Source organism: Methylohalobius crimeensis 10Ki (genome assembly GCF_000421465.1).
GTDB lineage: Bacteria > Pseudomonadota > Gammaproteobacteria > Methylococcales > Methylothermaceae > Methylohalobius > Methylohalobius crimeensis.
In genome coordinates this window covers 1,658,404-1,682,335 of record NZ_ATXB01000001.1, presented here as the reverse complement: position 1 = coordinate 1,682,335, position 23,932 = coordinate 1,658,404, and the positions used below count along the sequence as shown (strand labels likewise).

The window sequence follows — 23,932 nt, the reverse complement described above, 5'->3', positions numbered from 1 at the left end:
GCCGATGGTATATTTAAAAAATTGGCGTGAATGGGAAATACATATGCATCCGCTCCGCATCAAACGCGCTTATGATCCCCCGACCGAGGAAGACGGCGCGCGCTATCTAGTGGACCGCCTGTGGCCGCGGGGAAAACGCAAGGAGGCATTGCAATTGACGAGCTGGATCAAGGAAGCCGCCCCCTCCGCCGCGCTTCGGCGATGGTTCGGGCACGATCCCGACAGATGGGAAGCTTTCCAAAAGAAATATTTCGACGAACTCGAGCACAATCCGGAAAGCTGGCGCCCGCTATTGAACGCCTTGGAAAAAGGCGCCGTAACTCTGGTTTACGCCGCCAAGGATACCGACCGCAACAACGCGGCTGCGCTGAAAGCGTTCCTGGAGTCGCGCCTCAGCGATAAAACTCCACCTGAAACCGAACCGGGCCCATAGCTTCCACTTCGTGGGGCACCTCCGGTTCAATGACGCCGGGACGGTCCGGATCGAGCAGATGCTCCTCCGGTTTACCGGCGCCTTCCACCGGGTCCGGCAAAATCCGGTATTTAAGGGTGCCTTCCCGTACCCGAATGACGCCCCACACCCCGGCAGCCGTTCGATGAGAACGGGTCAATCCGGGCGGCATGGTTTGTTCGGTAAATTCCGGGGTTTTCTTGTAGCAGACAAGGCCATCGGGTAAGGGTCGCATGTCGCGCTCCTTTAAATAAAAAAGCAGGCTTCCCTGCCTGCTTTTTTAATATTTCCGGTCAGTCCTCGGACGCCTGTTTGACGCCTTTTTTGCTCAATCTCACCCTTCCCTGGCGATCGATTTCGAGTACCTTGACCCGGACCACGTCGCCTTCCTTGAGGACATCGCGGACGTTTTCCAAGCGCCGGTCGGTGATCTGGGAAATATGCAGAAGGCCGTCCCGGCCCGGCAAGATATTGACGAAGGCGCCGAAATCCATGATCCGGACCACCTTGCCTTCGTATTCCTTGCCCACCTCCACGTCGGCGATGATTTCCTCGATCCGGCGCCGCGCTTCTTCGCTGGCGCTCTTATCCACGGATGCGATCTTGACCATCCCGTCGTCGCTGATGTCGATGCTGACGCCGGTCTCTTCGGTGATGCTGCGGATGGTGGCGCCGCCCTTGCCGATCACGTCGCGGATCTTGTTCGGGTCGATCCGGAAGGTGGTGATGCGCGGCGCATAGTCGGACATTTCCTCGCGGTGCGACGGCAGGACTTCGTTCATCTTGCCGAGAATATGGAAACGTCCGGTCTTGGCCTGTTCCAGCGCGGTACGCATGATCTCGGGGGTAATCCCTTCGATCTTGATATCCATCTGCAGCGCGGTCACCCCGCTGTCGGTACCCGCCACTTTGAAGTCCATATCGCCCAGGTGATCCTCGTCGCCCATGATGTCGGACAGGACCGCGTACCGATCGTCTTCCTTGATCAGCCCCATGGCGATCCCCGCCACCGGCGCCTTGATGGGGACCCCCGCATCCATGAGCGCCAGGCTGGTGCCGCAGACGCTGGCCATGGAGCTGGAACCGTTGGACTCGGTGATTTCCGACACCACGCGGATCACGTAGGGAAATTCATCCTCGGTGGGCATCACCGCCACCAGCGCCCGTTTGGCCAGTCGACCGTGACCGATCTCGCGGCGTTTGGGCGCCCCCACGAAGCCCGTCTCTCCCACGCAGAAGGGCGGGAAATTATAGTGGAGCAAGAAAGATTCCAAATACTCCCCTTCGATGGCGTCGATCAACTGGGCGTCCCGTCCGGTTCCCAGGGTGGCGATCACCATGGCCTGGGTTTCGCCGCGGGTAAACAGGGCCGATCCGTGCGTGCGCGGCAGGACGCCGGGCCGAATGCTGATCGGCCGAATGTCTTCCAAGCCCCGCCCGTCGATGCGATCGCCGTCGCTGAGGATTCTTCCGCGGACCATTTTCTTTTCCAGGGTCTCCAACACGGATTTGACCTCAAGCGGCGTGTATTGCTCGTCCTCGGTCAATGCCTCGATCACCGCGCTGCGAATTTCCTTGAGCGTTTGGGAGCGGGCTTTCTTTTCCCGAACCCGATAGGCCTCCAGCAATCCTTCCCGAGCTTGGGCGGACACTTTTTCCTCCAACTCGGCATCGGTCTCCGGAGCGGTCCATTCCCAAACGCTGGGATTGACCTCGGCGGTCAATTCCTTGATCGCCTCGATGGCGGTCTGCATCTGTTCGTGGCCGAACAGAACCGCATCCAGCATGACGTCCTCGGGCAACTCCTTGGCCTCCGATTCCACCATGATGACCGCATGCTCGGTACCGGCTACCACCAAATCGAGTTGCGAATCAGCGAGTTCAGTGGCGGTGGGATTGAGCAGATATCGGCCGTCCCGATACCCGACCCGCGCCGCCCCGATGGGCCCCTGGAAGGGCAAACCGGCAACCGACAAGGCGGCCGACGCACCGATCAGCGCGGGAATGTCCCCATCCACTTCGGGATTGGAAGACAGCACCGTGGCGATGACTTGAACCTCGTTATGGAATCCGTCCGGAAACAAGGGACGGATGGGGCGGTCGATGAGGCGCGAAGTCAAGGTCTCCTTTTCCGAAGGTCGACCTTCGCGTTTGAAAAAGCCGCCGGGAATGCGTCCGGCGGCATAGGATTTTTCCTGGTAGTTGACGGTGAGGGGAAAAAAATCGGTGCCTGAGGCCGCTTCCTTTGCTCCCACCACCGTGACCAGCACCACCGTGCCGTCCATCTGAACCAGCACCGCGCCGTCGGCCTGACGGGCGATTTCGCCGGTTTCCAGAACGACCTCATGGTCACCGTATTGGAATGCTTTACGAATTGCGTTCATGCCGTACCTCCCTGCACGCCACCCTGCGGACGCACTAAAGTGCGTAAAAATTCTCTGTCCTGATAATGTTTCATCGGGAATATTACTTACGTAGTCCTAGACGTTCGATTAGATTGCGATAGCGTTCGATGTCTTTGCGTTTGAGATAACTCAGAAGCTTGCGCCGCTGATTGACCAACCGCAACAAGCCACGGCGAGAATGGACGTCTTTTTTATGCTGCTGGAAATGAGGGGTCAATTGCGTGATCCGGGCGGTCAGCAAGGCCACCTGCACCTCGGGGGAGCCGGTGTCCCCTTCGCCGCGTTGATAATCCTGCATGATCTGGCGTTTTTCTTCAGCGCTCAAAGGCATGGTTGTCACTCCTGATAGACTGATGGTTGAAAATTTTCAGCTACGCGGTTTGTTCCGTAGCGTTTCGATTCGGCCTCGAGAAGACCAGTTTGAACAAGCGGCGAGGCGCAACCCGACCATCATCGAGTACTTCGCCCACGCCCAGAAAGGTTCCCTCCCGATTATACAGGCGAACGCATCCCTGCGCCTTAAGTTTGGGAATCATGACCGGCTGCCCCCGCATGACGTAAAAGGCCATATCATCGGAAAGACTGACCGAAGGAAACGCAAGCACCGCCCGATCGATGGGAAGCAACAACCGGCGGCGCTCCTCCAAGGACATTGCCGTCAGCCGATCCAGGGTGACGGCGTCATCGATGACGAAATCCCCCACCCGCGTCCTTCGCAATGCCTCCACATGCCCGGCGGTGCCGAGTTCCTTGCCGATGTCCTCGGCCAATGTCCGGATGAACGTTCCCTTGGAGCAAAAAATTTCCAACTTGAGAAAATCCGAACCGAACTCCAATAACTCAAGCGAGTGGATGGCCACTCGCCGTGGCGGGCGTTCCACTTCGATCCCCTGCCGGGCCAAATCGTAGAGACGCTTGCCGCCCTGCTTGAGCGCCGAATACATGGGCGGAATCTGATCGATTTCTCCCCGGAAGCGCGCCAAAGCCGGTTCAATCGTCGGTTCATTCAGAGCCGGCACGGGACGGCGGTCGGTAATCTCTCCTTCCACATCGCCGGTCGCGGTCGCCGCTCCCAAGCGAACCGTCACCCGATAACGCTTGTCGCTGCCCAGCAGAAACGGCGAAATTTTGGTCGCCTCGCCGAGACAAATCGGCAAAAGTCCCGAAGCGACCGGATCCAGGCTGCCGGTGTGCCCCGCCTTGCGGGCACCGAGCAAGCGTTTGACCTTCTGCAGGGCATGATTGGAGGTCACTCCCTGCGGTTTGTCTAAAAGCAAAATGCCGTGGATATCGTCTCCCCGGCGGCGTCTGGGTTGCTTACTCATCCGATTCTCCTTCAGAGCCGGTCGGCTTCGAATCTTTCCTCCCCTCTTGCTCGGCAATTCGATCCAATAAGCGCGTCATTCTCAAGCCGCTTTCGATCGCGGTATCTCGATAAAAACGCAATTCCGGAATGAAACGCAGCCGCAGGACTTTGCCCAATTCCCGACGCAAGAAAGGCGCCGCAGACTTGAGCGCCTCGAGGGTCGCTTCCAGTTGACTCTCTTCGAGCGTACTGACATAAATCTTGGCCACCGATAAATCCCGACTCACGTCCACGTCGTCCACAGTCACCCACCCCAGGCGCGGATCCTTGAGCTCGTCGCGGATGAGCACCGCCAATTCTCTTTGCAGCTGCGAAGCCACCCGCCGAGCGCGCTCATATTCTTTGGTCATGGTTCAGCCTTCGGCCTCCACTTCCACCCGCTCGTAGACCTCGATCTGATCGCCTTCCCGGACGTCGTTGTAGTTCTTGACGCCGATCCCGCATTCCATGCCGGCCTTGACCTCGGCGACGTCGTCCTTGAAGCGGCGCAGGGACTCCAAATGACCTTCGTAGATCACCACATTGTCGCGCAACACGCGGATCGGGAGATTGCGACGCACGAAACCTTCCTTGACCATGCAGCCGGCAATCTGGCCCAGTTTGGGATGACGGAAGACCTGGCGCACCTCGGCCAAGCCGACGATCCGTTCCTTCATCTCCGGCGCCAACATCCCCTTGATGGATTTCTTGACGTCGTCGATGACGTCGTAAATCACGCTGTAATAGCGGATTTCCACCCCTCGTTCCTCGGCCAGCTTGCGACCGCCGGCATCGGCGCGAACATTGAAGCCGATGATAATCGCCTCGGAAGCCAAGGCCAGGTTGACGTCGCCCTCGTTGATCCCGCCGACGCCGCCGGAAATCACCCGGACTTGCACTTTCTCGGTGGACAACTTGGCGAGAGAATCGCGCAAGGCCTCCAGGCTTCCCTGCACATCGGCCTTGATGACCAGGTTGAGATCCACCGCCTCGCCTTCTTCCATCCGCGAGAACACCTGTTCCAACTTGGTCGCTTGTTGTGCCGCCAGTTTTTTGGAGCGGCTCTTCTCGGTGCGCAATTCGGCGATTTCTCTGGCGATTTTTTCATCTTCCATCGCGGTCAATTCGTCCCCCGCGTTGGGTACCCCGGAAAGCCCCAGGATTTCCACCGGCGCCGACGGTCCCGCCTCCTTGACCTGACGACCGTGCTCGTCGAACATCGCCCGAATCCTGCCGTAATGTTCGCCGCACAGCACCATGTCGCCCTTATTCAAGGTACCGGCCTGTACCAAGACGTCGGCCACCGGCCCGCGCCCCCGATCCAACCGGGATTCCAATACCACCCCGCGCGCACTGCCCTTGGTCGGCGCTTTCAGCTCCAACAATTCGGATTGCAATAAAATCGCTTCCAGCAGGTGATCGATCCCCTGACCGGTCATCGCCGACACCGGAACAAACTGGGTATCCCCGCCCCATTCTTCCGGCACCACTTTCAGGGCCGACAATTCATTTTTGATCCGATCGGGGTCGGTATCCGGCTTATCGATCTTATTGACGGCCACCACCAGCGGCACCCCCGCCGCGCGGGCGTGCTCCACCGCTTCCTTGGTCTGCGGCATCACGCCGTCGTCGGCGGCCACCACCAACACGACAATATCGGTCGCCTGGGCGCCGCGGGCCCGCATCGCGGTGAAAGCGGCGTGGCCGGGCGTGTCCAGGAAGGTAATCCGACCGTGATCGGCCTTTACCTGATAAGCGCCGATATGCTGGGTAATCCCGCCGGCTTCTCCGGCCGCCACTCGAGTCCGGCGAATATAGTCCAATAGGGAGGTCTTGCCGTGATCCACGTGTCCCATGATGGTCACCACCGGCGACCGGCTTTTCTCCTTGGACAAGGAAACGGTCGCCCGGGACAGAAGATCCCCTTCCAGATCCTCGGGACTTTGCAATTTGACCTTATGCCCCATTTCCTCGACGATGATCGCCGCCGTTTCCTGATCGAGATCCTGGTTGATGGTCGCCATGATGCCCAGTTTCATCAACTGCTTGATCACTTCGGTGGCTTTGACCGCCATGCGTTGGGCCAGATCGGAAACGGTGATCGATTCGGGGACCGCCACCTCGCGTACCGTTTGAGTGACCGGCGGACGCGGCTTTTCGGCCTTCGCCTTTTTCTTGCGGCGCGCCTTGGCGGCCAATACCTTCTCCGAAGCCTCCAGCTTTTTGCGTTCGGGGCGTTCCTTTTTCTTCGCCTTTTTCTCTTCCCGGGCTTTGCGGGAAGGCGCCGGCTTTTCCGCGGGAGGCGCCGTCTCGACGGGCGCTTTTTCCTTGGCTTCGACCTCAGCCGCCTCTTTGGCCGCTTTTTCCTCGCGGCGCGCCGCCTCCTCCGCTTCGCGGCGGACCTGCTCCTCGGCTTCCTGTCGACGACGCAACTCTTCCTCGCGGCGCTTGTCTTCCTCGGCGCGACGGGCGGCTTCGGCTTCCTCGCGGCGTTTGTCTTCTTCCAGGGCCTCCTGGCGGCGTTGCTCCTCCAATGCCTGGCGGGCCTTTTCCGCCTCCACCTGCTCCGGCGTCAAGCCGCTGACCGCGCTGCGCTTGACATAGGTGCGGCGTTTGCGCACCTCCACGCTGACGGTCTTGGTTCCGCGCCCCGGTACCCGACCTTGACGAAGCTCTTTGACTTCCCGGCGCTTCAGCGTCACCCGGCGCGGTTCCGCGGTTTCATCCGTGTCGCCCTTGCCGTGACTCTGGCGCAGATACGCCAATAAGCGCACCTTTTCGTCATCGTTCAAAATATCATTGGCATCGCTTTTAGGCAGGCCGGCTTCGGTCAATTGACTCAGCAGGCGTTCCGGTGGAATACCGATGGTATCGGCCAATTGTCTAACGGTCACTTCACTCATATATTCTCACCCCCTTTTTACTCACCTGCCTGACTTTGCTCCGCGAACCACGGTTCACGCGCCTTCATGATCAATTGCGCGGCCTTATCCTCGTCCAGACCGGCATTGACTTCCCGCAGTTCGTCCACCGACATTTCGGCCAGATCGTCCACGGAGACGACGCCGGTTTTCGCCAATTGATGCGCCAGCGCTTCGCTCATGCCTTCCAATGCCAGCAATTCGGGTTCCGGCGCTTGGGTGGCATCGGCCTGCTCCTCGGAGGCGATCGCCTTCAACAGCAAGGCATCGCGGGCACGCTTGCGCAACTCGTCCACCAACTCCTCGTCGAAGGCTTCGATCCCCAACAGTTCCTTGGCCGGTACGTAGGCCAATTCCTCCAGGGAAGTAAATCCTTCCTGGACGAGCGCATCGGAAAGATCCTCGTCGATATCCAGTTGCTCCATGAATTTTTGTTTGATCAATTCCGACTCGGAGCGGTGTTTTTCCTCCATTTCCGATGCCGACATCACATTCAGCTCCCAACCGGTCAGCAGGCTCGCCAAGCGCACGTTTTGCCCGCCCCGACCGATCGCCTGGGACAGATTTTCGTCGGCTACCGCGATATCCATGGCATGGGCGTCCTCGTCCACCACGATGGAAACGATATCGGCCGGCGCCATCGCATTGATGACAAATTGGGCTTCGTTTTCATCCCAGAGGATGATATCGACCCGTTCCCCGTTGAGTTCGTTGGAAACCGCCTGCACCCGAGAGCCGCGCATGCCGATGCAAGCGCCGATCGGATCCAGGCGCGGGTCATTGCTTTTCACCGCCAGCTTGGCCCGCACGCCGGGCTCGCGGGCGGCCCCCTTGATTTCGATCACATCCTCGCCGATTTCCGGCACTTCCAGCCGGAACAGCTCGATCAACAGTTCCGGCGCGGTGCGGCTGACGATCAACTGAGGACCGCGGCCTTCCTCGCGGACTTCCTTAAGATAACCGCGCACCCGATCCCCGATTCGGAAAGATTCGTGAGCAATGGTTTCCTCGCGGGGGATCAAGGCTTCCGCGTTTTCGCCCAAATCCAAATAAACGTTGCCCCGCTCGGTCCGTTTGACCACTCCGGTGACCAATTGCCCGACCCGGTCCTTATACGCTTCCACGACTTTGCGCCGCTCCGCTTCGCGCACCTTCTGCACGATGACCTGCTTGGCGGTTTGCGCGGCGATCCGGCCGAAGGCGATGGATTCGATGGGACGCTCCACGTATCCCCCCAGCTCGGACTCCGGGTCGATATCGCGAGCTTCTTCCAGGATTATTTCCCGCTCCGGATCTTCCAACTGATCCGATTCCACCACTTGCCAGCGACGGAAAGTTTTGTACTCGCCCGTTTCCCGATCGATCTCCACCCGCACATCGATTCCGCCTTCGCGCTTCTTGGTCGTGGCGGTGGCCAGGGCGGTTTCCAGGGCTTGAAAAATGGTCTCCTTGTCGATGTCCTTTTCGTGGGAAACCACGTCGACAACACGTAGAATCTCTTTGTTTGTCATCGGCTTTATCCTTTCAGTATCGCTTTGTAATCGGGCACCAAGCGGGCTTTATCAATGTTGTCAATCGGGAGGGCGATCTCATCGCCGCCGTCGGTTCTGAGAATCAAGCAATCGTCCTCGGTGCCGGCGATCACCCCTTTGAAGCGACGCTGGCCGTCCCGCGGTTGTCTGAGCCTGAGCTTTACGGCTTGATCGACGAAACGGCGGAAATGGTCCAAGGTAAACAAGGGACGGTCGATTCCCGGGGAGGAAACCTCCAGCAGATAACTTCCGGAGACCGGATCCTCTACATCCAATAGTGCGCTCACCTGGTTGCTGACCCGTTCGCAATCGTCGACGGTGATTCCATCCTCGGCATCGATATAGATGCGCATGACCCGATGTCCGCGGCTGTCGGAATCCCATTCGATCCCGATCAACTCGTATCCCAGGCCGGTAACCACCGGCGCCAGCAATTCGCTTAATTGATCTGACACCCTGCTCATAAAAATTCGATGAAACTCTCGGCCATAAAAAATGGGCCCAAGGCCCATTTTGTTGTTCTTCGCATCCTGCGCAAAATAAAAAGCCCCGCTTACGGGGGCTGAATTGGTTGCGGGGGCAGGATTTGAACCTGCGACCTTCGGGTTATGAGCCCGACGAGCTACCGAACTGCTCCACCCCGCGATCGATAAAAGTCATTATACAAACATCCGCCCGCCTTTGCAATGGCCATATTCAACTCCTGGCATTTCAATTAGGGCGATGCGTATAAATCGAAATAGTTGGTCGATAAAAACGCCAAAAAGTTCAATCCCAAAGCCGCCACGACGCCCGCGAGCAAGTCGTCCAGCATCACCCCGAGCCCGCCGGGGGTCTTTTTCTCGACCCAAGCGATCGGCCCGGGTTTCCAAATATCCAGCAAGCGGAACAGGACGAAGCCAAGCAGCATGTATTGCCATGTGAGGGGCGCTCCGAGCATGGCGACCCAATACCCGATCACTTCGTCCCACACGATCGCGGGGTGATCGTCTTGGCCCAGATCGTGAGCGACCCGGCTGCAAACGTACACCCCGGCCACCAAGCCCAAAACGATGGCCGCCAAATACAACTCCGGATCGATCGACTTGAGCCCCCAGTATAAAGGCATCGCCACCAGCGTTCCCACCGTACCCGGCGCCACCGGCGACAAACCGGCCCCAAACCCCAGCGCGAGCATATGATCCCAACGGGACCACTTGAACGTCAAAGCTATATTGGTCATATTAGAAATGGCGATAACCTGCGGAGGAAAAATCGATCAAACGCTTCCCTTTCCGCAATCGCAACCCTTGTTGTTGTTCTATCGTGCCTATACGATGCCATGTCAGATTATTCTTTTGCAAGCTTCGTTCCAATTCCGCACTTTTCTGGGGAGACACGGTAAAACACAATTCATAATCATCGCCGCCGCATAGCGGCAATCGCCAATCCCCGGTGTCCTCCATATAATCCCGCACCGCCGCCGACACGGGCAGCGCCGACCAATCGACGATCGCCCCCGCCCCGCTCGCGGAAAGCACATGGCCGAGATCCTGGGCCAGCCCGTCGGAAATATCGATACAGGCATGGGCCAATTCTCTTAATGCCACCCCTAACGCCACGCGCGGCACGGGCCGCAGCAAACGCTCAATGGCGCTTTCGTCCCGCCAAGCCACCTCTCCTTGGAGCATCTTCAGCCCCAAGCCGGCGTCTCCCAAAGGGCCGCTGACGCAGATCCAATCTCCCGGTCGCGCCGCCGACCGCCGCAACGCCTTTCCCTCGGGCACCCACCCCAAGGCCTGGACGGTGATCGCCAGAGGCCCCCGGGTGGTATCGCCGCCGACCAGATCGACCTTGTAAGATTCGGCCAACTCGAACCAACCGCGGGCGAACCCTTCCAGCCAATCCGAATCCGCCTCGGGGAGGGTCAGGGCCAGTAAAACCCACGCCGGTTCGGCGCCCATCGCCGCCAAATCGCTCAAGTTGACCGCCAACGCCTTATGCCCCAGGCTGACCGGGTCCACGTCCGGAAAAAAATGGACGCCCGAGACCAGCGTATCGACGCTGGCGGCCAGCGCTTGGCCCGGGGGTGCAACCAAAAGCGCGGCGTCGTCGCCGACCCCCAGTCGGGTTTGGCCGCGTAGCGGAGAACGGGTGAAAAAACGTCGGATGAGATCGAATTCGTCCAAGCGATCAAGCCAATTTTTGTCGTCGGGCGGCGGCCACTTCCTCGGCCCGCACTTCATGGGCGAGTTTATCCAGTACCCCGTTGACGTATTTATAGCTTTTGTGGGTGCCTCCGAAGGCCTTGCCCAAATTGATCGCCTCGTTCAGGACCGCCCGATAGGGCACTTCCCGACGGTACAGTAATTCGTACGCCCCCACCCTGAGAATCGCGCGTTCGATGGGATCGATTTCCGCCACCGGGCGGTCGGTAAATCGACCGAGCGCTGCGTCGATCGCTTCGCAATGGTCGGTCACGCCGTGGAGAATCTCGGCAAAATACGGGAGCCGCGCCCCGCCATCGGCCATTTCCTCCAGGAACTGACGCTCGATCTGGGCGGGCGAAAATCCGGTCACCTGCCATTGATACAAAGCTTGCAAGGCGCAGCGGCGCGCCCCGCTCCGGGTCGCTTTGGTTCTTTTCTCTGGAGAAGATTTTTCCATCACGCGTTATCCAATCTCCGTATGAGATCCACCATTTCGATCGCCGTCATCGCCGCCTCGAACCCCTTGTTCCCGGCTTTGGTACCGGCCCGCTCGACGGCCTGCTCGATGGTATCGGTGGTGAGAACGCCGAAGGCCACCGGAATTCGATGTTGAAGGGAGACCTGCGCCGTTCCCTTGACGCATTCGCCGGCGACGTAATCGAAATGAGGCGTCGCCCCCCGGATCACCGTTCCCAGGGCAATCACCGCATCCACCGCGCCGCGCCTGGCCACCGCCTCGATGGCCAGCGGCAACTCGAATGCACCGGGCACCTTGACTTCCTGAAGGGCGGACAGCTCCGCACCGTGGCGCAGCAAGGCGTCGATGGCTCCCTGCCGAAGTTGTTCGACGATGAATCCGTTAAAGCGGGAAACGACCAGGCAAAAGCGCATGCCGGCCGCGTTCAGATTTCCTTCGAAGGTTTGAATGTCACGCATGGTTAATCAAGTCTCCACATATTCGACCACTTCCAGGCCGAAGCCCGGCAGTCCCTTGAATTTTTTCGGCGTTCCCAACACCCGGAGTTTATGCACCCCCAGTTCGGCCAATATCTGGGCGCCGGTGCCGGTAGTACGCCAATCGTCCGGAAATTCTTCGGGCGGCATATCCACTCGATTGTCCTGTAAATGATAACGATGGATTTTTTCCACCAGGGATTGGGTATCCTCCTCGTTGCGAATCACCACCAAAATGCCGCGGCCCTCCTCGGCGATGCGCCGCATGGCGTAACGCAGGGGCATGCCGGGCTCGCGCTTGGAAGCCAACAGATCGCTGAGCAAATTGCGGGCGTGGACGCGCACCAGAACCGGCTCGTCGCCGGCCACGTCCCCCATGATCAGGGCCAAATGCAATTTATTATCGACGCCATCCTGAAAGGCGATCAAGCGGAAATCCCCGTATTCGGTCGGGAAGCGGCATTCGCTCACCTGCTCGACGGTCTTTTCATTTTCCAAGCGGTAGCGAATCAGATCGGCGATGGTGCCGATCTTGAGGCCGTGTTCGCGGGCGAATTGCTCCAACTGGGGACGCCGCGCCATGGAACCGTCCTCGTTGAGAATCTCGACGATCACCGCCGCCTCCTCCAAGCCCGCCAGGCGGGCCAGATCGCAGCCGGCCTCGGTGTGGCCGGCACGGCTCAGCACGCCGCCCGGATGGGCCATTAACGGAAAAATATGCCCGGGCTGGACCAGATCCGACGGCTTGGCATCGGGAGCGACCGCCACCTGGATGGTGCGCGCCCGGTCGGCGGCGGAAATCCCGGTGGTGATCCCCTCGGCGGCGTCGACCGAAACGGTGAAATTGGTCCGGTAGGGGGTTTGATTTTCGGTCACCATCAGCGGCAGACGCAGCTGCTGACAGCGCTCCCGCGGCAAAGTCAGGCAAATCAAGCCGCGCGCGTAGCGGGCCATGAAGTTGATGTCCTCGGGCCGGGTGAAACTGGCGGCCAGAATCAAATCCCCTTCATTCTCGCGCGCCTCGTCGTCCATGATGACGACCATGCGCCCCTGGCGCATATCGGCGATAATTTCCTCAATCGTGTTCATGGCGCACCTCCCTGTACGCCACCCTGCGGGCGCACTAAAGTGCGTGCAAATTCTCTGTCCTGATAATTTGTCATAACAAATTCATACAAATCCACTGCGTTTCAGCAATTCCAAGTCGACGCCGGTCTCCGCGGCTTTTTCCCCCAAAACCAAGCGCTCCAGATAACGGGCGATCACGTCCACCTCCAAATTCACCCGGGCGCCCTTATCGGTTGCCCCCAAGGTGGTCTCGGCCAGGGTATGGGGAACGATGTTGACTTCGAACGCGGCCCCTTCCACCCGGTTGACGGTCAAGCTGATGCCGTCCACGCAGATCGATCCCTTGGCGGCGATATAGCGCGCCAATTCCGACGGCGCCTCGATCCGAAAACGGACCGACCGGCCGTCGCTCCAGCGGGCGGTGACGATTCCGACCCCATCCACGTGGCCGGAGACGATGTGGCCGCCGAAGCGAGTCCGGGGCGTCATGGCCAATTCCAAATTCACCGCCGCCCCTGCCCGAACCTCTCCCAAGACGGTGTGACCCAGGGTCTCCCGGGAAACGTCGGCGACGAACGCACGCTCGGAAAGGGAAACGGCTGTCAGACAAACGCCGCCGACGGCGATGCTGTCGCCCAATTGCACCTGATCCAGGGGCAGCTTGCCCGAACCCACGGTCAAACGAACGTCGCCGCCTTTCGGGTCGATGGCTTCGATTTTGCCGATCGCTTGTATTATACCGGTAAACATTTCAGAGACCGCCTACAAAGTACGACATCGCCTTAACCCCCTCTCCGTCCGGAAATGACTTAAAAGGCATTTTCCTCTCATTAGATCCACCCTCTCCCGCCAGCGGGAGAGAGATAATAGCATCGCGATTACCCTGAACCTCACACGAGATTTGAAACAGACGCTGATTGAACCGCCAGAGGATGGCCGGGACTCGCCTGAAAGGCGTTTGCTTCCCCCCTCCCTTGCCCTCCCCCCGTTGGGGGGAGGGTTGGGTGGGGGGAAGCCCCCAGGGACGGGTTTACGGCGTCCCGGAAGGCGAGTCCCGGCCATCCTTTTCAAAAAACAGCAAACCAAATGATTATTCCTTTAAGGTCAAACGGATGCGAAGATCCGGGCCGATGCGGCGGACATCGCTCAACCGAAGATCGATCCGGTCGCGCATGGTCCGGATGCCAGGCAAATGAAACAACCCCCGCCCGGTATCGCCCAACAGGGTGGGCGCCAGATAGACCACCCAGTCGTCCACCAGCCGCTTTTCCGCCAAGGCGCCGTTGAGCCTGGACCCGGCTTCCACCAGCACTTGGTTGATCTCGCGGCGGCCCAAGCTCGCCAGCAAGGCGGTCAAATCCACTCGTCCATCGGTATCCGGCGGCAATACCGCCACCTCCGCCCCGGCCTCCTCCAGGCGGGCGCGCCGCCCGGCGTCTCCGGTCACGGTGGCCACCACGGTATGGCCCGGCAGCTCGAGCATCCGCGCCGTGGGCGGCATCCTCAAGGCGGAATCCAGCACCACCCGCAGCGGCTGAGAGACTTCTTCTTCAGTCTCCAAGCGCGCGGTCAGCGCCGGATCGTCCGCCAATACCGTCTCGATGCCGGTCAAAATAGCGGAACTGGCCGCCCTCAGGCGGTGCACGTCGCGCCGCGCCTCGGCGGAGGTGATCCAACGGCTCTCGCCGGAAGCCAATGCGGTGCGACCGTCCAGGCTCGCAGCCAGCTTGGCGATGACCCACGGATAGCCGGATTCCATCCGCCGACAAAACCCCCGGTTCAAGCGACGGGCTTCGGCTTCCAGCACGCCGCAACAGGTCTCGACGCCGGCGGCGCGCAACTGAGCCAATCCCTGACCGGCCACCCGGGGGTTGGGATCGATCATGGCCACCACCGCCCGGCGCACACCGGCTTGAATCAAGGCTTCGCTGCAAGGCGGCGTGCGGCCGTGGTGACAACACGGTTCCAGGGTGATGTAGCAATCGGCGCCGCGGGCTTTTTTCCCCGCCGCTTGCAAGGCCAAAATCTCGGCGTGGGGTTCCCCGGCGCGGCGGTGCCAACCTTCCCCCACCACTTCCCCGTCGCGCACCAGCACGCAGCCGACGCGGGGGTTGGGATCGGTGGTATACCAACCGCGCTCGGCCAAACGCAAGGCCCGGCCCATGTGGACGTAATCGTCGGAACGCTGGGTCATCAAGCGCCTTTTTCCAATCCCTCGATCACCGCCCTGAATTCGCTCACATCCTCGAAACTGCGATAGACCGAGGCGAAACGGACGTAGGCGACCCGGTCCAAGCGCTTCAGCTCTTCCATCACCATCTCGCCCAGCAGGCGCGAAGGGATCTCGCGCTCCCCGCGGCGCATCAAAGCCTGTTTGATGTGCTGCACGCTGGCGTCGATCCGCTCGCTTTCCACCGGCCGCTTTTCCAAGGCCCGCATCAACCCGCCCCGCAACTTCGTCTCGTCGAACATTTCCCGGCGGCCGTCGCGCTTGACCACCCGGGGAAGATTCAATTCCACGGTTTCATAAGTGGTGAATCGCTCCTTGCATCGGACACACTCCCGCCGCCGCCGAACCTTTCCGTCCGAGGTCAGGCGCGTATCGATCACGCGGGTATCGGGGGTATTGCAAAATGGACAATACATCGATTGGGTTTAACTTCCGTAGACCGGAAAACGCCGACAGAGTTGCACCACCTGATCCTTGACTCGCTCGATCGTCGCCTCGTTATCGATGTCGTCCAACACATCGCACATCCAGCCGGCCAATTCCCGGCATTCTTTGACCCCGAATCCACGCGTGGTCGCCGCGGGTGTACCGAGCCGAACGCCGCTGGTCACGAAGGGCGACTGGGGATCGTTGGGAACCGCGTTCTTGTTGACGGTGACATGGGCTTTTCCCAAGACGGCTTCGGCCTGTTTGCCGGTAATCCCCTTGCCTATCAGGTCCACCAAGAATAGATGATTGTCGGTACCGCCGGAGACGATCCGGTAGCCGCGCTCCGCGAAGGCGGCGGCCATGGCGCGCGCATTCTCCACCACCTGCCCTTGGTAATCGCGGAAATCGGCGCTCATCGCCTCCTTCAATGCCACCGCCTTGGCGGCGATCACATGCATCAAGGGGCCGCCCTGGATGCCGGGGAACACTGTGGAATTGAGCTTTTTCTCCACTTCCGGATTGGCCTTGGCCAAGATCAAACCGCCGCGGGGACCGCGCAAAGTCTTGTGAGTGGTGGTGGTGGTCACATCGGCGAAGGGCACCGGATTGGGATAAACCCCGGCGGCCACCAAGCCCGCCACGTGCGCCATATCCACCATCAACCAGGCGCCCACCGAATCGGCGATGGCGCGGAACTTTTCCCAATCCACCACCCGGGAATAGGCGGAAAAGCCGGCTACGATCATTTTCGGTTTGTACTCCGCGGCCAGTTCCGCCACCTGATCGTAGTCGATCTCGCCGGTATCGCTGCGGATACCGTACTGAACGGCGTTGAAGAGCTTGCCGGACAAGTTCACTTTGGCGCCGTGGGTCAAATGCCCGCCGTGGGCCAAACTCATTCCCAGAATCGTATCCCCCGGCTGCAGAAGGGCCAAATAGACCGCCTGATTGGCCTGGGAGCCGGAATGAGGCTGCACGTTGGCGTAATCCGCCCCGAACAGGGCCTTGGCACGCTCCATGGCCAGGGTCTCGGCGACGTCCACGTACTCGCAGCCGCCGTAGTAACGCTTGCCGGGATAGCCTTCGGCGTATTTGTTGGTGAGCACCGATCCTTGGGCCTCGAGCACCCGGGGGCTGGCGTAATTTTCGGAAGCGATCAATTCCACATGATCTTCCTGGCGTCGCTGCTCGGCTTGAATCGCCCCCCACAACTCCTCGTCGAAACCGGCAATCTCCATACCTTTGCTGAACATAAAATTCCTCCACCCGTCCAGATATACAGGCTAAAAATCGTTTTATTCTAAGGCTTGGCCGTCTTCGCAGCCAGTAAAATCGAGTACAATGGATTTTTGAATACTCAACCCATCGCGTCATCTTATGGCTCAATACATCTACACCATGCATCGGGTGAGCAAGGTCGTGCCGCCCAATCGAACTATTCTAAAGGACATTTCCCTGTCTTTCTTCCCCGGCGCCAAAATCGGGGTCCTCGGCCTCAACGGCTCGGGCAAATCCTCGCTGCTTCGGATCATGGCCGGCGTGGACACGGAGTTCGACGGCGAAGCCCGTCCCATGTCCGATATCCGCATTGGCTATCTGCCTCAGGAACCCGAACTCGACCCGGACCAAACCGTCCGGGAAACGGTCGAGGAAGGGGTCGCCCACGTGGTCGCCACCTTGCGGCGCTTCGAGGAAGTCAGCAGCGCCTTCGCCGACCCGGATGCCGACTACGAGCAACTCCTCGCCGAACAGGCCGAGCTGCAAGCCGAAATCGACGCCCACGACGCCTGGAACCTGGGGCGCCGACTGGAAATCGCCGCCGATGCCCTGAGGCTGCCGGATTGGGACACCAAGGTCGGCCCCCTCTCCGGGGGGGAAAAACGGCGCGTGGCGATCTGCCGCCTGCTCCTGTCCAATCCCGACATGCTGCTATTGGACGAACCCACCAACCATCTGGACGCCGAATCGGTGGCTTGGCTGGAACGCTATCTGCACGAATACACGGGCACCGTGGTGGCGGTCACCCACGACCGCTACTTCCTCGACAACGTGGCCGGCTGGATTCTGGAACTGGACCGCGGCCACGGCATCCCCTGGCAAGGCAACTACTCCTCCTGGTTGGAACAAAAGGAGCGCCGCCTGGAAACGGAGGAAAAGCAGGAAAGCGCCCGCATGCGGGCCATGAAAGCGGAACTGGAATGGGTGCGGAGCAACCCCAAAGGCCGCCACGCCAAGTCCAAGGCACGCCTGGCGCGGTTCGAGGAACTCTCCTCCCAGGAATTCCAAAAACGCAACGAAACCCGGGAAATCTACATTCCGCCCGGCCCGCGCCTGGGGGATGTGGTGGTGGAAGCCGAGCACCTCCGAAAAGGCTACGGCGACCGACTGCTCATCGACGATTTGAGCTTCAATCTCCCGCCGGGGGGAATCGTCGGCGTGATCGGCCCCAACGGCGTCGGCAAGACGACCTTGTTCCGGATGATCGCCGGCGAGGAAACCCCGGACGCCGGCACCATCCGGATCGGCGACACCGTCAAGCTGGCCTACGTGGATCAGAGCCGCGAAGCGCTCGATCCCGACAAAACCGTCTGGGAGGAAATTTCCGACGGACTGGACCTGATCGAGGTGGGCACCTACAAAACCCCCTCCCGCGCCTACGTGGGGCGCTTCAACATCAAGGGATCGGACCAGCAAAAGCGGATCGGCGATCTGTCCGGGGGGGAACGCAACCGGGTCCACCTGGCGAAGCTGCTCAAAAGCGGCGGCAACGTGCTGCTGTTGGACGAACCCACCAACGACCTGGACGTGGAAACCCTCCGCGCCCTGGAGGACGCCCTCCTGGCCTTCCCCGGCTGCGCCGTGGTGATCTCCCACGACCGCTGGTTCCTGGACCGGGTCGCGACCCATATCCTGGCCTTCGAAGGCAACAGCGAAGTGGAATGGTTCGAAGGCAACTACGCCGACTACGAAGCCGACCGCCGGCGGCGGCTCGGCGACGAGGCCATGCCGCACCGAATCAAGTACAAGCGGCTGGCGGATTAAGCGGCCAAAGCCGCGCGCCTTCGCTTGCCAGCCGCTCGCGAAAGCCATCGGAAAGACGCTGCCAATCGGCCACATCGACTCGAAACGGCAGCGTCGATTCCTCGAAGGCATCTTGAAGCCGAAACAAGCGCTGCAAGGAAAGCGGCTTGGCGCATTTGACCGCCAGATCCAAGTCCGAATAAGGCCGAGCCTTTCCGGTTACCCGGGAACCGAACGCCCAAACTTCGCATTCGGGGACATGGGCCGCCAAAATGCGACGCACAATGTCCAACTGCGCCGCTGTCAAATCAATCATTGCGTTGCTTGAGAGCAGCTAAAAGCGCTTCGGCGTCCGTTATGAAGTCAACCGCAACGTTAAATACCTCCCAAGCCGTTTCTTCGTGATAAGTATGGGAGGTCAAGTTGCGCGCCCGGTGATAAAACATCCAGCGATCCACACTTTCAATCAACTGGTGCTCGGCGGCCAACCTAAACAACTCGCGCCGGGAAACGCCATCCACGTAAGAGCGCCCCAAATTCTGCTCCAACCAGCGGCGCATCGACTTCCAGCACAGTTCATAGCTGAACTCGAAATGCTGGATCGCTCCGGCGCGAACCGCCTGCCGGGCAATCTTGTCCAACTTGTCCATGAAGGTGGCATCTTGGGCTTTGCTCGCCACCTTCCGATAAATATGTAATGCTTTTTCCAGACTACCGAGATCTAACATTGAATCCCATCCCTAAAATTTTTGAAGCAATTCAAGCTACCTCAAGGTTTTCCTGAAATCCATTTCCGCCACCGCCTGAATCCAGTGGGAACCCGGTATAACCACGACTCCAGCCAAGCCGCCCTCATTCCCCGCGACGACTTGGACGCGGTGGATAAAGCCAGTCCCTTATTTCGTTAAAGTTTCAAGCATTTCCAATTGCCATAGCGCTTCCCCCCGATTGTCACCGCATATCTGCGAATCCGCCTGAAATCGTTCGCAAACCGCCGGCCGCTCCGGCATGCCGAACAAACGGCAACGCCAATCGTCGGTGAGCTGCACGCAACGCACCCCGGCGGGCTTGCCCTCGGGCATGCCCGGAATCGGACTGGATATGGAAGGTGCGATGCAGCAGGCGCCGCAGCCGAACCGACAGGTCATGGTCATAGGAATATCCTCAAGCTACAATGCCAAAAACGGATGGATTCTACCCGCTCATGCACCAATTGCCCATCGCCGCCGACATCCTGCCGGCGGTTACTTCTGCCCTTTCATCACCAAACGGCCAGGGGATTGGACACCATAAGTGGATAGGGGTGCAAAGAATTATCCACAATAGTTGAGCCTGAGACCATGTTATTCAATTCCTACCAGTTCATCTTTGCATTTTTCCCACTGACCTTATTGGTATTTATCTTATTGCTTAGGAGGTTCAATAAAGAGCTAGCGCTAGGGTGGTTAGTAATTGCTTCCCTCTTTTTTTACGGATGGTGGAACCCTGCTTATTTGGGATTGATAATATTTTCCATATTAGCAAACTATACAATAGGAAAGATATTGTCAGACCCTTTAGGCAACGAGAAATCCAGGAGATTATTCCTGACGCTTGGAATTTGTCTGAACCTGGCTTTGCTTGGCTATTATAAGTATGCCAATTTTTTTATAACTAACATCAATGCTCTCACGGGATCCAAACTCCACATGCCTGAAATTTTCCTGCCGCTGGCAATATCATTTTTTACATTTCAACAGATTGCCTATTTAGTGGATGCATTTCGGGGGGTTGCACGCGAGCAAAGATTTCTTCATTACTCACTGTTCGTAACGTTTTTCCCTCAACTCATTGCGGGACCTATTGTGCATCACCAAGAAATGCTGCCGCAATTCATGCGCCGGACCTTGAACGTCCTGTGCTCAAAAAATCTGGCAATTGGAATCACGATTTTTTCTATTGGTTTATTTAAAAAGGGGGTTTTGGCTGACGGTGTAGCCGCCTATGCTTCGCCTGTATTTGATGACGCCCGAACTGGCGGGGCTATTTCCTTACTGACGGCCTGGAGCGGAGCCTTGGCCTATACCATGCAGTTGTATTTCGATTTTTCAGGGTATTCGGATATGGCCATTGGAGGTGCTCGCATGTTCGGAATCGTTTTGCCGCTTAATTTCAATTCTCCATATAAGGCAACCAGCATCATCGAATTTTGGAGGCGTTGGCATATTACGCTTTCTCGCTTTTTACGCGATTATCTTTATATTCCCCTCGGTGGTAATCGCAATGGTTCCGCGCGCCGTTATCTCAATTTAATGGTGACGATGCTGTTAGGGGGGCTGTGGCACGGAGCGGGCTGGACTTTCGTGGTGTGGGGCGGATTGCATGGATTTTATTTGTTCGTAAATCATGTCTGGCACAAATTCAAGCTTTTTCCGAACAAACCCAACACAATTTTGGCAAGATTTGGTCAAACGGTCTCTTGGCTACTGACCTTTTTCGCAGTGGTGGTGGGCTGGGTTTTCTTTCGTTCCGCCGACTTGCCGAGCGCCATGACGCTTTTATCAGGCATGTCCGGTGTGCATGGGGTAAGCTTACCGAACGCGATCGTCGTGCGTCTTGGATCCGCCGCTGACTTGCTGGAAAGCTGGGGTGTGGAACCCACTTTGGGCGGAGGCAGCCAATTCGTAAAGGCCTGGTCATGGATCATTGTGACGGGAATAATCGCCTTGTTTTTTCCGAATACTCAGGAGTGGTTGAGTGGCTACGACCCAAACTTCAGCTTTCGCCAGGATAAACGAACCCCACCCCGGAATCTTTGGTTGTGGAAACCAAGTATATCATGGGCAGTTGCCACGGGCGTTGTGACAGTTCTGGGCATTTTGACCCTTTCCGAAGTCTCTGAATTTCTCTATTTTCAGTTTTAATTCGAATGACAAAGTCGTATCTAATCACCTGGCTACTGACGGTTTGCCTTTGCCTCGTTGGCATTGGCGTCCTGAATTACTTGGTAGATCCTTATGGCTTGATAGAAACAATAAGAATTGATGGATTCAACGACGACAAACCCGCGGCGGCTAATCGCTCCTATCTTTTTAAACCCTATCAGGTGATTCGACGACAACCCGAAATACTTATTATCGGTAATTCGCGCCCGGAGATGGGTCTGAACCCGCGCCATGAATGTCTACGGAAACTCGGCAAAGTCTACAGCTTGACTTTTCCGGGCACCGACATGTATATGCAGGCCCGTTACTTGCAGCATGCTATTTCGGGAACCTCACCCCTTTTTGTTTTCATAGGCATCGATTTTTTGGATTTTCTAGTCCCTGCAGATAGCCTCGTCAACCCCATGCAATGGCCACCCCGGAGGTCGCCGCAGGAAAAAAGACTTCTAGTTACCGCAGAAGGCGACAGGAACCCGGATTATGGACTGGCGAAATTTGTGGACTATCGTAATAGTCTTATCTCCTTGACAGCACTGAGTGACAGCATTAAAACCCTAGGGTCCCAAAATACTCCTTACGCGGTTACCCGAACAGCCGAAGGCTTCAATCCGGCGGAGGGATACTATCGAAATATCATTCATACCGAAGGCCAAGGCGTCCTTTTTGCACAAAAAAAGCAACAGCTGGCTAATCGATTAAAAAGGAATTGGGGTTTAATGGAGGGCAAACACGACTGGTCTCGTCCCCTTGAAGCGTTAAAGCATATATTGCACTGGCTAAACGCTCGGGACGCCCGGGCCATTGTATTCATCAATCCTTACCACGCTGAATATTTAGAACTGATTCGGCAATCGGGACATTGGCCCTTGTTCGAGCGATGGAAGCAGCTTATTGTCAGATTGGTCACTCAAGAATACCAGGCAACTCTCTGGGATTTTTCCAATTTCAATAGATATACAACGGAGAAGCCCCCGCCCACGGGGGACCTTGTGAAGGAGCTAAAATGGTTTTGGGAGCCGGCACATTACCGGGATGAGTTAGGGCAATTGATACTTCAAACCATGCTGAGAGATTTTGGATGCAAGGTCGATGATTCCTTAACTAAGCCCGGCATTCAACTGACTCGGACCAACATCGATCAGCATCTGAAGAGTCAAAACCAGGCGCGTCTTCACTATGAAATGATTCATAGAGATCTTATCGCCGCAATCCGTCGGTTGTTTGATTCTTCCTAGCCGAGGCAATAGGAAACAATACCGCCGCCGATTCGGCTGATCATGGTCAGGAGATTTTCTGCACGTTACAATGCCGTAAACGGACGGACTGTACCCGATCATGTCCCAATCGCCCACCGCCGCCGATATCCTGGCCCACATTCCCGAGGCCAAACGCAAAAAGAAGGCGCTTGCCAAGCGCTTCCAGGGACTGGACTACTGTCATTACGTCGACGATTGGAAGCATATTCCCCGCGGCACCGCCGTATTCGGCGAAACGGTCATTGACGGCTACCCGCACATCGGCCGCGTGTTCGCCCTCGAGGCAGGCCTCAAGGCCCATTTCAAAAGACCTTTCTGGGCCGAGGAAAAAATCAACGGCTACAACGTCCGCATCGCCCGAATCGGCGATCAAGTCGTCGCCCTCACCCGCGGCGGTTTCGTCTGCCCCTTCACCACCGACCGCCTGGGGGATTTGATGCCGCTGGATATTTTCCAAGCGGAACCGGATAAAGTCGTTTGCGCCGAAGTGGCCGGTCCCGACAATCCCTATCTGGAAAGCACGCCGCCTTTCGTCGCGGAGGACGTGCAACTGTTCGTGTTCGATCTGATGACCCGGGGAAAAGCCGGCTTTCTGCCTTACCGGGAAAAACAAGCGTACCTTGACCGGTACGGCCTGCCCCCGGCCCCTCGGCACGGCTATTTCCAAATCGACGAGATCGAACAAATCAGCGCGGTGATTCTCCGCCTCCACGAAGAATGGCGCGAAGGGCTGGTGTTCAAGGAGGATTCGCCCCGCGACCACCGCGCCAAGTACGTCACCGGCAACAGCAACATCGACGACATCCAGGCCACCAGCGACAATCTGCTCGACCTGCCTCCCCACTATTTCACCAATCGCCTGCTGCGTTTGGGTTTGTTCATCGAGGAACACGACCTCCCCCCCACCCCTGAATTGAAACAGGCCTTGGGGGGCGCTTTCCTCGATGGACTGGGCGCGGCGATGACCCGCTATCGCCGAACCCACCACGTGAGCAAACACTTTCGTTGCCGCTTTCGAAACAAGGAAAACGCCGAAATGCTGTTCAAGCACCTCCATCGCGCCAGCCGCAGCGTCCAGATCATCCGCCGCGACCTGCGCCGGGAAGACGGCTATTGGCTGCTGGAATTCGAGCGCGTTTACCCCGCTCTGACCGGAATGTTGGGAGACCTGCTCGCGGGCAAGATGGTGTTCGATTGAAACAACCAT

General features: G+C 58.3%; 25 protein-coding genes and 1 tRNA gene. 5 read left to right on the top strand and 21 right to left on the bottom strand.

Annotated features, from left to right (window positions below; translation table 11 throughout):
* The first annotated feature begins 43 nt into the window (after nucleotides 1-43).
* Nucleotides 44-433, top strand: coding sequence for a DUF488 domain-containing protein (locus H035_RS0108420; RefSeq protein ID WP_026596411.1), 390 nt, complete (start codon nucleotides 44-46; stop codon nucleotides 431-433).
* Here H035_RS0108420 and H035_RS0108415 read toward each other — a convergent pair.
* The 18 genes from H035_RS0108415 to glyA all read right to left on the bottom strand — a co-directional run bounded on the left by H035_RS0108415 (nucleotide 393) and on the right by glyA (nucleotide 16,777).
* Complete coding sequence (locus H035_RS0108415; protein WP_022948546.1) at nucleotides 393-686, bottom strand: DUF1971 domain-containing protein; 294 nt, start codon at nucleotides 684-686, stop codon at nucleotides 393-395. The two genes, H035_RS0108420 and H035_RS0108415, sit on opposite strands and share 41 nt — an antisense overlap.
* Before the next feature lie 58 nt (nucleotides 687-744).
* On the bottom strand, nucleotides 745-2,835 hold the full coding sequence (pnp, locus tag H035_RS0108410) for a polyribonucleotide nucleotidyltransferase (protein ID WP_022948545.1): 2,091 nt from the start codon (nucleotides 2,833-2,835) through the stop codon (nucleotides 745-747).
* Nucleotides 2,836-2,917: 82 nt separating this feature from the next.
* A complete protein-coding gene (gene rpsO / locus H035_RS0108405; protein WP_022948544.1) occupies nucleotides 2,918-3,187 on the bottom strand; it encodes a 30S ribosomal protein S15 in 270 nt (89 codons plus the stop codon).
* A gap of 40 nt (nucleotides 3,188-3,227) precedes the next feature.
* Complete coding sequence (gene truB, locus H035_RS0108400) at nucleotides 3,228-4,181, bottom strand: tRNA pseudouridine(55) synthase TruB (RefSeq protein ID WP_022948543.1); 954 nt, start codon at nucleotides 4,179-4,181, stop codon at nucleotides 3,228-3,230.
* Nucleotides 4,174-4,572, bottom strand: coding sequence for a 30S ribosome-binding factor RbfA (gene rbfA / locus H035_RS0108395; protein WP_022948542.1), 399 nt, complete (start codon nucleotides 4,570-4,572; stop codon nucleotides 4,174-4,176). The genes truB and rbfA overlap by 8 nt, the downstream gene beginning before the upstream one ends.
* 3 nt (nucleotides 4,573-4,575) lie before the next feature.
* Nucleotides 4,576-7,104, bottom strand: coding sequence for a translation initiation factor IF-2 (infB, locus tag H035_RS0108390; protein WP_022948541.1), 2,529 nt, complete (start codon nucleotides 7,102-7,104; stop codon nucleotides 4,576-4,578).
* A 17-nt stretch (nucleotides 7,105-7,121) separates the two neighbouring features.
* Nucleotides 7,122-8,633 carry a transcription termination factor NusA gene (gene nusA / locus H035_RS0108385; RefSeq protein ID WP_022948540.1) on the bottom strand — a complete coding sequence of 504 codons (1,512 nt, stop codon included), beginning with the start codon at nucleotides 8,631-8,633 and terminating at the stop codon, nucleotides 7,122-7,124.
* 5 nt (nucleotides 8,634-8,638) lie between these two features.
* On the bottom strand, nucleotides 8,639-9,118 hold the full coding sequence (gene rimP, locus H035_RS0108380) for a ribosome maturation factor RimP (protein WP_040574808.1): 480 nt from the start codon (nucleotides 9,116-9,118) through the stop codon (nucleotides 8,639-8,641).
* 104 nt (nucleotides 9,119-9,222) lie between these two features.
* Nucleotides 9,223-9,299: transfer RNA gene (locus tag H035_RS0108375), tRNA-Met, on the bottom strand.
* Between the two features lie 70 nt (nucleotides 9,300-9,369).
* A complete protein-coding gene (locus tag H035_RS18880; RefSeq protein WP_022948539.1) occupies nucleotides 9,370-9,876 on the bottom strand; it encodes a phosphatidylglycerophosphatase A family protein in 507 nt (168 codons plus the stop codon).
* A 1-nt stretch (nucleotide 9,877) separates the two neighbouring features.
* Entirely contained in the window at nucleotides 9,878-10,879 is a 1,002-nt protein-coding gene (thiL, locus tag H035_RS0108365; protein WP_051149759.1) for a thiamine-phosphate kinase, read from the bottom strand.
* On the bottom strand, nucleotides 10,827-11,300 hold the full coding sequence (gene nusB / locus H035_RS0108360) for a transcription antitermination factor NusB (RefSeq protein ID WP_022948537.1): 474 nt from the start codon (nucleotides 11,298-11,300) through the stop codon (nucleotides 10,827-10,829). The genes thiL and nusB overlap by 53 nt, the downstream gene beginning before the upstream one ends.
* The gene (gene ribH / locus H035_RS0108355; RefSeq protein WP_022948536.1) at nucleotides 11,300-11,779 is read right to left on the bottom strand and encodes a 6,7-dimethyl-8-ribityllumazine synthase; all 480 of its coding nucleotides are present in this window, start codon (nucleotides 11,777-11,779) and stop codon (nucleotides 11,300-11,302) included. The genes nusB and ribH overlap by 1 nt, the downstream gene beginning before the upstream one ends.
* Before the next feature lie 6 nt (nucleotides 11,780-11,785).
* A complete protein-coding gene (gene ribBA / locus H035_RS0108350; protein WP_022948535.1) occupies nucleotides 11,786-12,886 on the bottom strand; it encodes a bifunctional 3,4-dihydroxy-2-butanone-4-phosphate synthase/GTP cyclohydrolase II in 1,101 nt (366 codons plus the stop codon).
* Nucleotides 12,887-12,967: 81 nt separating this feature from the next.
* On the bottom strand, nucleotides 12,968-13,615 hold the full coding sequence (locus tag H035_RS0108345) for a riboflavin synthase (protein ID WP_022948534.1): 648 nt from the start codon (nucleotides 13,613-13,615) through the stop codon (nucleotides 12,968-12,970).
* 340 nt (nucleotides 13,616-13,955) lie between these two features.
* Nucleotides 13,956-15,059 carry a bifunctional diaminohydroxyphosphoribosylaminopyrimidine deaminase/5-amino-6-(5-phosphoribosylamino)uracil reductase RibD gene (ribD, locus tag H035_RS0108340; protein ID WP_022948533.1) on the bottom strand — a complete coding sequence of 368 codons (1,104 nt, stop codon included), beginning with the start codon at nucleotides 15,057-15,059 and terminating at the stop codon, nucleotides 13,956-13,958.
* The gene (gene nrdR, locus H035_RS0108335) at nucleotides 15,059-15,511 is read right to left on the bottom strand and encodes a transcriptional regulator NrdR (protein WP_022948532.1); all 453 of its coding nucleotides are present in this window, start codon (nucleotides 15,509-15,511) and stop codon (nucleotides 15,059-15,061) included. Before nrdR ends, ribD begins: the two co-directional genes overlap by 1 nt.
* Before the next feature lie 9 nt (nucleotides 15,512-15,520).
* Nucleotides 15,521-16,777: a serine hydroxymethyltransferase gene (glyA, locus tag H035_RS0108330; protein WP_022948531.1), complete on the bottom strand. Its 1,257-nt coding sequence runs from the start codon at nucleotides 16,775-16,777 to the stop codon at nucleotides 15,521-15,523.
* A 124-nt stretch (nucleotides 16,778-16,901) separates the two neighbouring features.
* On the opposite strand from glyA, the gene ettA reads away from it, so the two are divergent.
* Entirely contained in the window at nucleotides 16,902-18,566 is a 1,665-nt protein-coding gene (ettA, locus tag H035_RS0108325; protein ID WP_022948530.1) for an energy-dependent translational throttle protein EttA, read from the top strand.
* Here the strand turns inward: ettA and H035_RS18875 are convergent.
* The 3 genes from H035_RS18875 to H035_RS0108305 all read right to left on the bottom strand — a co-directional run bounded on the left by H035_RS18875 (nucleotide 18,541) and on the right by H035_RS0108305 (nucleotide 19,699).
* A complete protein-coding gene (locus tag H035_RS18875) occupies nucleotides 18,541-18,861 on the bottom strand; it encodes a nucleotidyltransferase family protein (RefSeq protein ID WP_022948529.1) in 321 nt (106 codons plus the stop codon). The genes ettA and H035_RS18875 overlap by 26 nt on opposite strands.
* Nucleotides 18,854-19,273 (bottom strand): HI0074 family nucleotidyltransferase substrate-binding subunit, encoded by a 420-nt coding sequence (locus tag H035_RS0108315; RefSeq protein WP_022948528.1) that lies wholly within the window; start codon nucleotides 19,271-19,273, stop codon nucleotides 18,854-18,856. The genes H035_RS18875 and H035_RS0108315 overlap by 8 nt, the downstream gene beginning before the upstream one ends.
* 168 nt (nucleotides 19,274-19,441) lie before the next feature.
* Complete coding sequence (locus H035_RS0108305; protein ID WP_022948526.1) at nucleotides 19,442-19,699, bottom strand: YkgJ family cysteine cluster protein; 258 nt, start codon at nucleotides 19,697-19,699, stop codon at nucleotides 19,442-19,444.
* Between the two features lie 186 nt (nucleotides 19,700-19,885).
* On the opposite strand from H035_RS0108305, the gene H035_RS0108300 reads away from it, so the two are divergent.
* The 3 genes from H035_RS0108300 (at nucleotide 19,886) to H035_RS0108290 (ending at nucleotide 23,923) form a co-directional block, all read left to right on the top strand.
* On the top strand, nucleotides 19,886-21,448 hold the full coding sequence (locus tag H035_RS0108300) for an MBOAT family O-acyltransferase (RefSeq protein ID WP_022948525.1): 1,563 nt from the start codon (nucleotides 19,886-19,888) through the stop codon (nucleotides 21,446-21,448).
* A gap of 5 nt (nucleotides 21,449-21,453) precedes the next feature.
* Entirely contained in the window at nucleotides 21,454-22,704 is a 1,251-nt protein-coding gene (locus tag H035_RS0108295; protein ID WP_022948524.1) for a hypothetical protein, read from the top strand.
* 100 nt (nucleotides 22,705-22,804) lie between these two features.
* Nucleotides 22,805-23,923 (top strand): RNA ligase, encoded by a 1,119-nt coding sequence (locus tag H035_RS0108290; RefSeq protein ID WP_022948523.1) that lies wholly within the window; start codon nucleotides 22,805-22,807, stop codon nucleotides 23,921-23,923.
* Nucleotides 23,924-23,932: the final 9 nt, after the last annotated feature.